Here is a 13735-nt window from a genome sequence, read left to right as displayed (position 1 = left end):
GCGGCCCGCCGGGTCCCGCCGGGCCGCCGCGGCGGCGTCCGCCGCCTCCCGGGGTGGTCACGGGCCGGCCTGGACGATCGGCGGTAGTGCATCCGGCCGGCCGCACCCGGGGTCGGGGCGGCCTTGTCGACGAGCCGGTCGAGGCGCCGGCCGGCGAGGGTCCGGCCTCGTCGTCATAGGGCGGTTCGTGGGGGATGACGGGAAGGCGGCGCATTGCGGGGGCCGGAATTGGACGCCGGGGCAGGGTCAGGGCGTAGGTGGCGGTCACGGCAGGCTCCGGAAGTGGTGGGCGGGGTCAGGGCCCGGGGGGTGGCTTCAGGCGTTGGCCGGGGAAGATCAGATTCGGGTCGTGGCCGATCAGGTCGGAGTTGGCGGCCCACCACCGTGGCCACTCGGCTGCGATCTGCTCCTGCGTCGCGTCCGGGCCGAGATGACGGGCCGCGATGGACCAGAGACTGTCGCCGCGGAGGACGACGATTTCCGCCGCATCGACGCCGGGAGAGGTCCGGTCGGTACCCGGGAGGCTCATGGGCGTGCCCGTTCCACGAGGGGCCGGCGGCACGATCGGATCCCGGGCTGGTGTCGACGCGGCCGGAGCCGCCGGTCCGGACGGTGTCGGGTGGGACGGCGTCGGAGTGATGGCTGCGCCGGGCGCGGCCGGGTTGCTCGGGGAGGTGGTGGCGGGTCGGTCCAAGTCCGGCCAGCCGGCTGTGGTCGTGTGAGCCGTGGTGAGCCGAGTGAGGGCGCCGGGGTCAGGGGCGGTGTGCACCGGGTTTCCGCCGGCGGCGGAACCCGGGGAGGGGGGCCGCGTCGGCGAGCCGGCCGCTGAGGTGGTCCCGTGCAGGTCCACGACGGGGATCGCCTCGCCGAGACCGGGAACCGAGATCGTCGGGGTGGGGCTGGTCGCCGGGATGGCACCGGCGCCGGTTACGGGTTCGGTAGGGGAGGCGGGGCCGGTGGAGGATGCGGGGGGTGTCGCGGGGGTGTGACCGGCGGAGGTGCCGGCCGGGGGGCGGTCGAGGCCGGGGAAGCTGGCTATCGGGTTCGGGGGGTGGCCGACGGTGGTGGGCCGGTCCAGATCGGGCAGTGCGGCGGTGGCGCCCGCACTGACACCGGTCCCCGCAGGTCCGGTGGCCGCGGAGGCCGGGACCGCGGCGATGATCGGCGCCACCCCGGCGACGAGTGTCACTCCGAGGCCGATCTCGAGCATCCGCCGCATCGTGCGGGGAACGATCCGGCGGGCCAGCGCCGCGCTGAGCCGGCCGACTCCGCCGGGGACGGCCGACAGCGCGCTGAGCAGAACCCCCAGGCACAGCCAGAGCAGGCACACCCAGGCGACGACCCCGATGATCGTGGCCAGCGCCTGCTCGGGCGCGGCGGCGAACCATGCTGGGGCGGCCTCGATGCTCTCCGGCAGGTCGGCCAGCCGGGGTCCGAAAACGATCAATATGATCGCCGTGATTGCGGCCGCGGTCGCGCCGGCGAACCGCGCCAGCGTCTGTCGAGCCGCCCTCGCGATCATTGTGGGTGCTCCTGTCCGCCGGATGTTGTCGAGATCGTTCGTTTGCCTACGTTTGCTTGTGTAAACTCCTGAAAGCTCGCTGTCAACCCTGCTTGTGTGGGGAGCGAGGGGTGACTGGGGGAAGCGGGCGAAATCTACCTTTATGGGAGGAATTTCGTGCGATGGGAGGATCTGTTTGCCGACCTGGAGCTGCAGTGGGAGGCGAATGAGGCCGCCGAGCTCTCCGCCGAGCTCGCGGACCGCAGCCGACGGGAGGCTGCCTACCTGCGGTTGATCGATCGGATGCGACCTGTCGTCGGACACCCGGCGCGTTGCCGGGTGCTGGGTGGTCAGCGCGCTCCCGAGATCCTGCACGGCACCCTGTCGGCCCTCGGGGTGGACTGGTTGCTCATCGCCGAGCCCGGCGCGACGGAGGCTCTGGTGCCGGTGCGGTCGCTGCTGGCCGTGGAGAACCTGCCGGTGGTCTCGGCCCAGCCGGGTCATGAGGGTCCGCTGGCGGCCAAGCTGGATCTGCGGTACGTCCTGCGCGGGCTCGTCCGGGACCGCTCGGCGTGCACGCTCATGCTGGTGGACGGGGTGACCCTGCACGGGACGCCGGTGCGGGTCGGCTCGGACTTCCTGGAGGTAGCCGAACACGCCGTCGGCGAGTTCGCCCGGCGCGGCCAGATCCGTTCCGGCTGGACCATCCCCCTCGACGCGATCGCCTACGTTCGTCGGATCCCCTGACCTCGCCGCGCCTACTGACCTCGCCGCGCCTACTGCGTCTAGGAGTCGAAATGAAATAACTTGCGCGTTTCGAACCCTCCACAGGCCTGTGACCTGCGATGATGCTCTCGATCACGTATTTGTTACTTCATTACGTCCCCCTAGTCCTCGGGCGGAGCCTCGTTACGGCTCATCGGATTGGCTGCGACGAAGGCCTGGGTCTGTTCATAGGCGCGCTGAATGTACGCCTCCAGCTCGGTGCGCTCCACCCGCCACTGGCCCCGTCCCCCGATCTTGATGGCGGGGAGCTCGCCCGAGCGGACAAGCGCGTAGGTCTGGCTGGAGGAGATGTTGAGGATGTCCGCCACATCGCTGAGTTGAAGGAAGCGGTCGTTCATCAAAGTCCTCCTTCTGAGGGCAGATGTCTCTCCTCACGTGTGTATCAGAGATACCACCGCTTATCGCGTCCGGATGCGCGTGCTTGTGGATAAGTGCACGCGGATACCGCCAAAAGCCCGTGCTCGCAGGTACTGGACTGGTCCGCTACCCGTGCCCGCCTGGCCCAGAGGTCGACGGATCCCGTTCGGTCCGCATCCGATTCCTCGCTGGTTTGGCTGGGCTCAGGGCCGACGACCGCGTACGCTCTGCGACCGGAAGGTGCGAACATGTACCAATGGTCCGGCCAGGAGAAAAGGGAGGTCTCCCGGTGACCGAGCTCGCCGCGGCACCGGCCCGCCCGGAGGCGTCCCCGCCACCGGCATCACCCCCGGCCCGTCGGTTGACCCGCCGACGGTGGCGTGACTCCCGGCTGCTCGTCGGGGTGTTACTCGTGCTCGTCTCGGTGGTCGTCGGGGCGCGGCTGTTCGCCAGCGCGGACGCGACCCACCAGTGGGTGGTCGCCAAGGTGGACATGCCGGCCGGGCACATCATCGTCGCCGGGGATCTCGCCACGGTGCCGGCCAGGCTCGACGAGAGGACCTCGGGTCGTTACTACCCGGGAAGCCGTCTCGACGACCTGGTCGGCGCCACCCTGGCGCGGCCGGTGGACACCGGCGAGCTGGTGAGCGGGCCCGATTTCGCCGGCCAGAACACCCAGCCGACGCGGCTGGTGCCGATCATCGTGAAGGCCGGGCGGCTGCCGACCCTCGGACCGGGTGACCATGTGGACGTCTTCGTGTTCCAGAGCGGCGCCGTCGCGCCGAGCACTACCGGGGGCGATCAGCAGGCCGGCCGGAGCACACCGGCCGCGCCCGCGGGCGCGGGGGCCGAGGTGCTGATCCTGCACGACGTCGAGTTTGTCAGCCTCGAGAAGTTGACCAGCGGGGACCGTTCGCTAACGCTGCGCGTACCGGTGGACAACGCCATCCAGGCCGTCGCGGCCTCGCAGAGCGAGCGGGTCGACGTCGTGAAGATTGAGCGCGACTCCCGCGGTGGGGTCGGCTCGACGGGACCGACCACCGTGCCGGGGTACGGCCGGTGAGCCTGCCGATCCTCACCGCTGTCACCGATGCGATGGTCGAGGCCGGCCTGGTCTCGGCCTTCGATCGTCGCGACCTCGGGGTTACGGTGGTGCGCCGCTGCGTCGACCTGCCGGACCTGCTGGCCGCGGCCACCACCGGCGCGGCCCGGGCTGCCCTGCTGTCTGCGGACCTGCGCCGGCTTGACCGGGATGCGTTGACCCGCCTGGCCATGGCGGGCATTGCGGTGGTCGGGCTGACCGCCCCCGGCGACGAGGACGGCGACCGGCGGCTGCGGCAGCTCGGCGTGGCCGCGGTCATCCCCTCGGACGCCACCGCGGAGGTCATCGCGGGAGCGGTCGTCGAGGCATCCCGGGCGCTGGCGACGAACGCGGCCGCGCCGGCGACCCGGGCGCCCGGTTCCTACAGCGAACCACTCGTCGGGTTCGGGCCGCTCGCCCCGGCCATCGGTGTCACCGACGGCGTGGGGCCGATCGGACCGGGCGACGGCCGGGTGGGCCGGGTGATCGCGGTATGGGGTCCGGCCGGCGCGCCGGGACGCACCACGATCGCGCTGTGCCTGGCCGCCGAACTCGCCGGGCTGGGGACCTCCACCCTGCTGGTGGACGCCGACTCCTACGGCGGCGCGGTCGGGCAGCTCGTCGGCCTGCTCGAGGAGGCCCCCGGTCTGGCTGCGGCGGCCCGGTCGGCCAACCAGGGGCTGCTGGACGTGCCCCGGCTCGCTGTACTGTGCCGTGATCTGGGCGGCGGCCTGCGAGTGCTGCCCGGCATCCCCCGCCCCTCGCGATGGCCCGAGCTACGCCCGGCATCCGTTGAGACCGTGCTGTCGATGGCCCGGCGCCTGGCGTCCTTCGTCGTTGTGGACTGCGGGTTCTGCCTGGAGACGGACGAGGAACTGTCGTTCGACACCTCCGCGCCCCGGCGTAACGGGGCGACGCTCGCCGTGCTGGGCGCGGCCGACGTCGTGCTGGCGGTGGCGTCTGCCGAACCGGTCGGTCTGGTCCGGTTTGTGCGGGGACTGTCCGACCTGCGGGAGACCGTCCCCTCCGTCGACCCGCTTGTCGTGGTGAACCGGCTGCGCGCCTCGGTCGTGGGCGGAGACCCGGCCCGCGAGGTCAGTCGGGCGATTCTGCGCCACACCGGGACCGAGCCGGTGGCCCTGGTGCCCTACGACCTCGCCGGGCTGGACGCCGCTCAGGTGGCCGGACAGCTCCTGCGTGACATCGCTCCGACCTCCCCGGCCCGGCTGGCGATCAGGGAGCTGGCCGGCCGGCTGCTTGGCCGCCCGGCGGCTCCCCGCCGTCGGCGGGGGAGCCTGCGGCGCCAGGCCCGGTGAACTCGGTGAGTCCGGCGAACCAGATGATCTTGGTGAGCGGGCAGGCCGTCCCGACGGACGAGCCGGGGCCGCATCCCCCGCTGGGCCTGCTGCCGTCCGGCCGATTGCTTGCGCGGCGTCGGCAACTCACGGTTACGCCCTTGGCGTAACCGTGACATAAAGTATTCGTGTCGCCATCTTGGTGTAGTGGGGGCGGTTACAACGAGCAATTTGGGGGCATCGCTGTGTGGAGGAACTTCGGTCAAGTCGTGAGAGAGATCTCACTGATAGCTTCCGACCTTATAAAATTTACTACATAGAGTAGCTTTCTTAATCCGTAGAGTCTGAGATGCGAGAGAAGTCGTACAAGAAAGTCACGCAACGTAGCATCGTATATGTATCTGCGAGCGGTCTCTTTCGGCAACGTTACGCTAGTGGGAGCATGCCTCGCCAGCACCACACGAGTCGTACCTTGATCTCCTATGGGCGCGGCGAGAGGTACGTGATGCTCGTTCGAGACGGCTGGGGGTGTGTCGGGTGAGCCGAGAGTACGCGAAGGCCGTGGGCGCCCGGTTGCGGGCGATTCGGATACAGCAGGGTCTGTCGCTGCAGGGAGTGGAGCAGAAGTCGCGGGGGCGGTGGAAGACCGCTGCCGTTGGCTCCTACGAACGCGGTGACCGCATGATCAGCGTGCATCAACTCTCCGAACTCGCGGGATTCTACGGAGTCCCGGTCTCGGCGCTGTTGCCCAACGAGGATCAGCTGCCGCCGCGGGAGCGTCGCCCACGTACGGTGCTCAACCTGGAGAAGCTGAGCGAGGCTCCGCCGGACTCCTCTGCTCTCGTCCGTCGGTGGGTTGCCCAGATCCAGCGCCAACGGGACGACTACGCCGGCCGTGTGCTGTCCATCCGGGATGGCGACGTGCGTGCGCTCGCCCTGCTCCACGACACGACCCCCCAGGAGTTCGCCGAGCGGCTGCGGAACTGGGGAGTGCTGGAGACCAGCTTCCCCGAAGAGAGTAGCGAGGAGCCGCCGGAGTAGTCCGGTGGACTGCCCGGGCGCTTCGAGCGCCGGGAGCAGCAAGGTACGGTCAACGCGGACCATGGACTGTTACCGGCCCATCCCCGGCCGTCCCGACGAGGCGGGCACGCCGTTCGTGGGCGGGTCGGCCCAGGTGCGACCGGGCGGCCCACATGGCAGCGAGCATGCCGGGCGGCGGGCATCCCAGCGCGATGCGTCTCCCTTCCCGGTCGCCGCGCCGGGAGGTGGACTATGACCAGGAAACGGGCCCCACGCAGAGGTCTGATCCTGGGAGCCGGTGGAGTGCTCGGCTCCGCCTGGATGATCGGCGCGATGCGGGCGGTCGAGACCGCGACCGGCCGTAATCTGAGCGGAGCCGACCTGGTGGTCGGCACGTCCGCCGGCTCGGTGGTCGCGGCCCTGCTCGGTCTGGGGATCGGCATCGACGTGATGGCCAATTCCGAGCGGGGGATCTACGAGGCGGGGGATCCCGTTCTTGACTACCGCGACCTCGGTGCTTCCCTACCCCCGCGCCCCCGGATGCGCATGGGTTCACCGAGGCTGCTGACGGCCAGTGCCCGGCACCCCCGGCGGTCCTCGCCGATGGTCACGCTGGCGGCGATGCTTCCACAGGGCCGTGGGAAGATCTCCGCGGTCGGCGATCTGGTGACCGCGGCGATGGACCGCAAGGGCCTCGATCCGACCGGGTGGCCCACCAGGCCCGCGCTGCGGGTGGTGGCCATGAACTTCGACACCGGTGAGCGCGTGCTGTTCGGTGTGGCCGATGCGCCTCGGGCAACCTTGTCCGAGGCGGTGATGGCGTCGTGTGCCATTCCCGGCTGGTACGCCCCGGTCGCGGTGGACGGCCAGCGATTCGTTGACGGCGGAACCCGATCGCCCGCATCGGTCGATCTTCTCGCCGACGCGGGCCTCGCGGAGATCCTGGTGCTCGCCCCGGCCTGCTCGTTCCACCTCGACCGACCCCGTGGCACGGTGGCCCGGGTCGAACGCCAGGTCCGCCGGGCCGCCACCCGCCGGCTGATGCGGGAGGTCGAGATGGTGGAGGCGGCGGGCACCCGGGTGACGGTGCTCTGCCCAGGTCCGGAGGATCTCGAGGTCATCGGCGGAAACGTGATGGATCTGACCCGGCGGGCCCAGGTGTTCGAGACGGCGCTGCGTACGACGGGCGAGGCCCTGCATGCCGCCGCCCGTTCCGGCGTGGCCGGGGCCACCGACGACGCCGAGGCGAGCGGGGGCCGGCTTGGGCTCGGCCTGGCCGGCTGACCTGGTCCTCGTGGCTGACCTGGTCCTCGTAGCCGGCTCGCCCCGGTTGGTTGCACACTGAGCGGGTGCGCATCTATCTCCCGTCCACGCTGGCCGTCGCCCGATCGGTCTGGGAGTCCGCGCGCATCCCCCCAGGCACCGGATTCGCGGTCACCCCCGCGACGCGCGAGTGGTACGCCCAGTCGGAGTCCGAGGAGGAGTTGGAGTACGCGGCGCTGCACGACGCCGGCCGGGCAAGCCTGCGGCTGCTGGACGCCGACCCGTCCGCGCCGCGCCGGCGCATGGTCTTCGTGGCCGATGTCGCGGACGGCGAGGTGCGGGTAAGAGATGATCTTGAGCAGGGTGCCGTCGAGGTGGACTTCCCGGTGCCGTGGTCGGCCGTGCAGGCCATCCATGTCGACGACGGAGACGACGAGGAGGTTGTCGCGGCGGTCGCGGCGGCGGCGAAGTGCATCGTCGAGGCCGATCTCGGTGGGGATGACGCCGCCTTCACCGTGGACAGCGTCGAGGGCTTCGAACTGCTGTGGTTCGCGCCTCAGGAGCTCCCCGGTCTTCTCTGACCCCGACGGAGACGCGGATGTTGGGTGCGCGGGGGCGGAGGTCTCCCCCGCGCGGCGGAGGAGACCACGCACGTTGACGGCTCGTTGGGGCATGCTGTCTGGACTGGTGACCAGCTGGCGTGAAATGTTCCCGACGGGCGGCCCTCGCGGTTGTCTTCCCTCACTCCTCACTCCTCACTCCTCACTCCTCACTCCTCACTCCTCACTCCTCACTCCTCACTCCTCACTCCTCACTGGGGTGCTGTTCGTCGCCTGCCGTCCGTGAACGGTGATTTCCCACCCAGGGAGATCGACGTGGACAACGGTTGAACCTCCCCGGGTGCGGCCGATGCCGGGCGTTGCGAATAATGCTGGGGAGCCTTGCGGCGGCGACCGGGTCACCACCTGGATGGCGCCGAGGGGGCTCCACTTCCCACAACCTTCGTACCGAGATGTCACCCCCGCTGGCAGGTGTGATCTCGACCGACCTACCGCGGTAAGGAGGCTGGCAGCCCATGCTGTACCTCGCCGGGCAGATCCTGGCATACGTGCTGGTGGCGATGCTCATTGGTGCGGCGCTGGCCTGGGTCTTCCTGATCGCGCCGCTGCGCCGGCAGGCCCGCAACGCCGACGCTGACGCCGCGCGGAATCGGGCGGGATCGGTGGAGACGCCGGCCGGCACCGGCTTGGGCTTCGACGAATCCCGCCCCGGCGCGGTCCCGTCAGCCGATCAGGCGGCAGCCGCGAACGACGTGAACCGCGTGAATGCCGGGAATGCTGCCGAGGCCGGGAACGCCGTGGCGGCCGGGAACGCTGCCGAGGCCGGGAACGCCGTGGCGGCGTGCGTCGGCGACGCCGACACGGGTGTCCCCGGTTCGGGCGCCCGCGGCACGGGCACAGGGCAGGCCGCCGAGCTGATCGCCCGGTTGCGCCGGCAGCGTGACGACGTCGCCTTGGAGAAGGCGGATCTAACTGCCCGGCTCGCTGTCGCCGAACAGCGTGCCGCGGAGTCCGAACGGCGGATCGCCGAGGCGGAGCGCCATGCCGTGATCGCAAGCGCCCGGGTCGAGGAGATCGAGGCAGCGATGCGGGCCCGGGCGTACGCCGTGACACCCGGCGCGGCCCAGGCCCTCCCGGCCGGCCCGGGTGCCGCCGGCCCTTCGGCGGCGGAGCTCGCCCATGAGGCCGAGCTGCTGCGCAGACAGCTCGTCGAGGCCGAGGGCCGGGCGGCCAAGTTCTCCTCCCGACTGGCCATGGCCCGTACGGAGGCGGAGGACGCGCAACGTCAGGTGGCCACCATGACCACCCGGCTGGATCGGCACCAGGCCGAATGGGCGGCCGAACGGCTCAGCCTGCTGGGGCGGATCGCGAAATCCGAGGCGCTTCTGGGCCAGGCCTCCTCTGACGAGAAAGCCGGTGCCGAGCATCCCGAGGCTGCCCCCACCGCCGAGGCCGCCGTCGCGGTCGGGGTTGCTGCCGCGGGCGGTGTGGTCTCGTCGAACCTCGCGGTCACCCCGAACGAGGCGGGGCCGTCGAAGAGCGTGCTGCCCGCGCACGGCCTGGCTCTGTCGCCCGAGGCGAACATCTCGGGGGCGACGGTCCAGGCGAGCGGCGTTGCCACGAAGAACCGGCCACCGGCCCCGGGCGGACCGCCGTCGAGTAGTCAGGGGAGTGGCTGCGGCGTGAAGAGCACCGGTGGCAGGAGCACCGGTGGAACGAACGGGGCCAGCGGCCAGCCGGGTACGGGTAGCCGGGTCGTGCTGGAACCCGCGCCGCGGTGGAACGGTCTCCTCGATCCAGTGCGGTCGGGCGGCGACAACCTCAAGGAGATTGTCGGCGTGGGCCCGGTGATCGAGGCCCGGCTGCGGGCGTTGGGCATCACAACCTTCAGTCAGCTGGCCGAAATGGGTGATACCGACGTCGAGCGGCTCGCTCACCGGCTGGATGGCTTCGGTGACCGCATCGTCTCCGACGATTGGGTCGGCCAGGCCCAGGATCTGCAGGCCCGGCACTACGGCGGCGTCTACTGACCGGACCGCCGTCCACCTCGCTCGTCACAGTCCGGAGATGAGTCCCTCGATCTCAGCCTCCAGGATCCGGCGGTCGGTGACGTCGGAGTAGAGCCAGACATGGCCGCGGTAGCCGTCGGCCGCGGTCAGCGGGATGTGGCTACGCTCGAACACCCGCCCGTCGGCGAACATCACTGCCTCCCGGCGTAGCGTCCGCCGTCGACGGAGCAGGGTGTCCAGGCGCGTCGCGAATCCGGATGGATCGTCCACCAGCCCGGGCCGGGGACGCAGCTGCAGCCGGCAATCCGTTCCGACCAGGTCGACGGGCAGGTCCGCCAGATCGAACAGATCGCAGTACACCTGGTTCACCGCCACCACACGCCCGTCCCGGTCGGCGATGAGCACGGCGGTCGTCAGTTCGGCGAGCAGGGTCGTCAGCCAGCGTTCCCGGTCCCGGCATGCCTCCTCGATCCGTCGGGCCTCGGTGAACGGGCAGCCACAGGTGTGGTTCGAGCCCCTGGCGCGTCCGAAGGGACGCAGGTCGTCATTCTCGCTGCGATGCAGGGCCACGGCCGCGCGCCACTCCGCGCCAGGCGGGAGCGTCCCGCGGGGAAACCCGACTGTGGGCCGATCCTCGGTGGCTTCGCGGGATGTCGCCCGGCCCGGCGTCGGTTCGCCGGGAACCGGCCGGCGGGGAAGCGGAACAGACCATTCCCAGCCCCGATCGGACTGGTCGGCCCGAGGCCAGGCCGAGGGTGCTTCGCGTCGCGGGTACTCGCCGTCGTCCTCGCGGTCCCCGGCCGCGTCGACGAGATCGGTCTCCTCGGTGTCACCGTGCCCGTCCAGCCCGTCCAGGCGGGCTATCTCGTCCACCCGATCGGGGCGATCCGACCGGTCGGACTGGTCCGGCAGATCAAACGGGCCCGGTCCGTCGAACACGCCGAACCTGTCGAGATCGCCCGCGGGCACCCCATCGGAGGCGAGGGCCTGGAGACCGAGGAGATCCTGATCGAGCAGGTGCCCGTCGAGGAGGTCGGGATCGAGAGCGGCGAGTTCGAAAGCCGCCTCGCGACGGCGAAGGCGGTCGAGCTCGGCCTGCCCGTCGTCAAGGTGTTCGAGATCGGCCGGTTCGAGATCGGCCGGTTCGTGATGCGCCGGTTCGTGAGACGTCGGTTCGCGGGAAGCGAGGTCGGGTTCGGCCCGTTCCTGGACGGCGACGTCGTCGGTATCGGGCTGGCCCGCGGACGATGGGCCGATCGGGGAGTGACGCCCTTGGACCCGCGGCGAGGACACCGGCACACCCGTCACCGGCCCGGCGGCGTTCCCGAACGCACTGGCCGACGGCACGGTGAGGGTGCCGACGATCCGTTGTCTACCGTCCCCTGCCGAGGTCACCATCGTCTGCATGACCGCGTCGCAGGGTGGTTCACCCGGTCGGATCAACCGGACCTGGATCGAAAACCCGTCGCCGTGCGTGACGAGGCGCCGCCACCGGCTGCCGACGTTCGCTACGTCGCCGGGATGGACGATGCGTTGCCATCCCCATCCGACCGCCTCGTCGCGGGTAACGCCGGTCAACTTGGACCACGGCCGGTTCACAAAGAGATACCGGCCTGCCGCATCGGTGGCGAATACCGCGACCGGGCAGTTTTCGACAATCCGCCAGAACATTTTCCAAGCGGTCGTGTCGAACATGTCTGACGATCGGGGATCCCGGGCGCCGCTCATCGTGATGCCCCTTTCCACTCCGGGGGATCGTGCCGGGGAGGCGTCGGGAGCAACGCCGCCCTGGTGGCCGAATGAGGTTCTCGCGGGCGGCTGGCGACCGCGCTGGTTGTTGGCTGACCGGACACGGAAGGGACCCCCGAGGCAGGCGTTGGTGGGACGCTGGATGAGACCGGCGGGGTGGGGGGATTCCGCCTGTCGACCCAGCGATGCGATATCGGCTACAGGGATGTTCGGGTTAGGGACCGCCGAAAGGCTATCGCCTCGGCGTCGTTTCGAGGGAGAAATCGCGCGGGCGTTTCCGGGGCGGTTGGTGCACCGTCGGTGCAGTCGATATGCGCACAGAGCGATGACAAATGTCCGGTCCGCGACCGCTTTTTGACTGCGGAGAGTAGCAACCTTGGTGGTCAAGGGGGGACTCTGTACGGGCTGTGGCCTACCTGAGCCCTACCCGCTCCATGCCCCCGGTGGGGGTTGTGCGAACGTTGTTGCGTCTGCCCCCGGTGTCGGGGGTTGCTTACCAGTGACCTTCTTTCTACGCTTCGTGGCAATTATCGGGGCGGGAAGAGACGAAAGCCGGAGGAGCAGCGGTTTCCGTGGCGGTGGCACGCGGCAGTTGGCTGGACGCGACATCGTTCGTGGAGGACGAGGTCAGAGAGCTCGTCCGGCGGCGTTCTCTCGATCCCGTGCGGGACCCGGCGCAGGTGCGTCAGCTCGTTCACGAGGTGCTCGCCGATTATGAGGAACGGGTTCTCGTCAGTGACCTTCCCCCGGTCGTCGACCGGGACGTCACCGCCCGGCTGGTCTATGACGCGGTTGCCGGGTTCGGGCCGCTGCAACGCCACCTCGACGACCCCACCGTGGAGGAGATCTGGATCAACGAGCCGGGCCGGGTATTCGTCGCCCGGGCCGGTCGCAGCGAGCTGACGACGACCATTCTGACCGCCGATCAGGTCCAGGACCTCGTCGAGCGGATGCTGAAGTCCTCGGGCCGGCGGGTGGACCTCTCGACCCCGTTCGTCGACGCCATGCTTCCGGACGGTTCCCGGCTGCACGTGGTCATCCCCGATGTCACCCGGGTGCACTGGTCGATCAACATCCGTAAGTTTGTGCTGTCCGCGTCGAGCCTGGACGAACTGGTCGATCTCGGGACGATCACGCTGGCAGCGGCCACCTTTCTGGACGCTGCCGTCGTCGCCGGCCTCAACATCATCATTGCGGGCGGCACTCAGGCCGGCAAGACGACCATGCTCAACTGTCTCGGCTCGGCCATCCCGGCCCGGGAACGGGTGATCAGCTGCGAGGAGGTGTTCGAGCTGAAGCTGCGGGCCGCCGACTGGGTGGCGATGCAGACCCGGCAGGCCAACCTGGAGGGCAGCGGGGAAATCCGGCTGCGCCGGCTGGTCAAGGAGGCCCTGCGGATGCGCCCGGACCGGCTCCTGGTCGGCGAGGTTCGCCAGGAGGAGGCGCTCGACCTGCTGATCGCGCTCAACTCTGGGCTGCCCGGTATGTGCAGCCTGCACGCGAACTCGGCTCGCGAGGCCGTGACGAAACTGTGCACCCTGCCCCTGCTCGCCGGCGAGAACGTCAGCCATGCCTTTGTGGTGCCCACCGTCGCCGCCAGCGTGGATCTCGTCGTCCATCTGGAGAAGGACGTCTCGGGCCGGCGCCGCGTCACCGAGGTCGTCGCGCTGCCCGGCCGGACGGAGGGGGACGTCATCGAGATCGCCCAGATCTACCGCTCGCGCGCGGACGGACTGGTCCGCGCCGACGGCTTCCCGCCACATCCCGAACGGTTCGTCCGCGCCGGCTACGACCTGCCCGCCCTGCTGGCCCAGGGCGACCATGATTACCATCATCATCGGCCCGGCGGGGGCTGGCCCGAGATCGCCGCGGAGCGATGATGGGCATCTTCCTCGGCCTGCTGTTCGGTCTGGGTCTGTTCCTCATCGTCACCAGCGGCCGGCCGCGGTTCGCGGCCTGGTCGGCGACGGCGCGCTGGGAACGGTCGACGAGCGACCTGCTCGCCCAGGCGGGCATCCGCGGCGTGACCCCGCGTCAGTTCGTCATGATCAGCCTGGGTCTGGGTCTGGGTCTGGGTCTGGGTCTGGGTCTGGGTCTGGGTCTGGGTCTGGTCC

At 70.3% G+C, this 13735-nt stretch carries 11 protein-coding genes and 1 pseudogene; 9 read left to right on the top strand and 3 right to left on the bottom strand.

The genetic code is table 11. From position 1 onward, the window contains the following. Positions 1-295: 295 nt before the first annotated feature. Positions 296-1522 carry a LysM peptidoglycan-binding domain-containing protein gene (locus tag AC08OU_RS12850; RefSeq protein WP_476604966.1) on the bottom strand — a complete coding sequence of 409 codons (1227 nt, stop codon included), beginning with the start codon at positions 1520-1522 and terminating at the stop codon, positions 296-298. Positions 1523-1678: 156 nt separating this feature from the next. Here AC08OU_RS12850 and AC08OU_RS12845 point away from each other — a divergent pair, with 156 nt between their 5' ends. Then, positions 1679-2248, top strand: coding sequence for a hypothetical protein (locus tag AC08OU_RS12845; RefSeq protein WP_476593300.1), 570 nt, complete (start codon positions 1679-1681; stop codon positions 2246-2248). A gap of 140 nt (positions 2249-2388) precedes the next feature. Here AC08OU_RS12845 and AC08OU_RS12840 read toward each other — a convergent pair whose 3' ends face one another. Next, positions 2389-2625 (bottom strand): helix-turn-helix domain-containing protein, encoded by a 237-nt coding sequence (locus AC08OU_RS12840; protein ID WP_476599915.1) that lies wholly within the window; start codon positions 2623-2625, stop codon positions 2389-2391. A 308-nt stretch (positions 2626-2933) separates the two neighbouring features. On the opposite strand from AC08OU_RS12840, the gene AC08OU_RS12835 reads away from it, so the two are divergent. The 6 genes from AC08OU_RS12835 (at position 2934) to AC08OU_RS12810 (ending at position 9893) form a co-directional block, all read left to right on the top strand. After that, a complete protein-coding gene (locus tag AC08OU_RS12835) occupies positions 2934-3707 on the top strand; it encodes an SAF domain-containing protein (protein ID WP_476599917.1) in 774 nt (257 codons plus the stop codon). Further along, entirely contained in the window at positions 3704-5041 is a 1338-nt protein-coding gene (locus AC08OU_RS12830; RefSeq protein ID WP_462187081.1) for a CpaE/TadZ family protein, read from the top strand. The genes AC08OU_RS12835 and AC08OU_RS12830 overlap by 4 nt, the downstream gene beginning before the upstream one ends. Positions 5042-5557: 516 nt before the next feature. Next, complete coding sequence (locus tag AC08OU_RS12825; protein ID WP_462187080.1) at positions 5558-6061, top strand: transcriptional regulator; 504 nt, start codon at positions 5558-5560, stop codon at positions 6059-6061. A gap of 231 nt (positions 6062-6292) precedes the next feature. Continuing rightward, positions 6293-7324 (top strand): patatin-like phospholipase family protein, encoded by a 1032-nt coding sequence (locus tag AC08OU_RS12820; RefSeq protein ID WP_476604965.1) that lies wholly within the window; start codon positions 6293-6295, stop codon positions 7322-7324. A gap of 65 nt (positions 7325-7389) precedes the next feature. Next, entirely contained in the window at positions 7390-7884 is a 495-nt protein-coding gene (locus AC08OU_RS12815; protein ID WP_462187078.1) for a DUF6912 family protein, read from the top strand. Positions 7885-8378: 494 nt separating this feature from the next. Then, the gene (locus tag AC08OU_RS12810; protein ID WP_476599921.1) at positions 8379-9893 is read left to right on the top strand and encodes a hypothetical protein; all 1515 of its coding nucleotides are present in this window, start codon (positions 8379-8381) and stop codon (positions 9891-9893) included. Between the two features lie 24 nt (positions 9894-9917). Here AC08OU_RS12810 and AC08OU_RS12805 read toward each other — a convergent pair whose 3' ends face one another. Next, the gene (locus AC08OU_RS12805; protein ID WP_476599923.1) at positions 9918-11600 is read right to left on the bottom strand and encodes a PAS domain-containing protein; all 1683 of its coding nucleotides are present in this window, start codon (positions 11598-11600) and stop codon (positions 9918-9920) included. A 593-nt stretch (positions 11601-12193) separates the two neighbouring features. On the opposite strand from AC08OU_RS12805, the gene AC08OU_RS12800 reads away from it, so the two are divergent. Together AC08OU_RS12800 and AC08OU_RS12795 are read left to right on the top strand one after the other, a co-directional pair. Then, positions 12194-13501, top strand: coding sequence for a CpaF family protein (locus AC08OU_RS12800; protein ID WP_476599925.1), 1308 nt, complete (start codon positions 12194-12196; stop codon positions 13499-13501). Then, positions 13501-13735: pseudogene (locus tag AC08OU_RS12795) on the top strand (hypothetical protein); the annotation flags it as partial. The gene AC08OU_RS12800 and the pseudogene AC08OU_RS12795, both read left to right, overlap by 1 nt.

The sequence above is a fragment of the Frankia sp. CcMO1 genome, from assembly GCF_977945845.1.
This window is presented reverse-complemented; position numbering and strand designations above follow the sequence as displayed.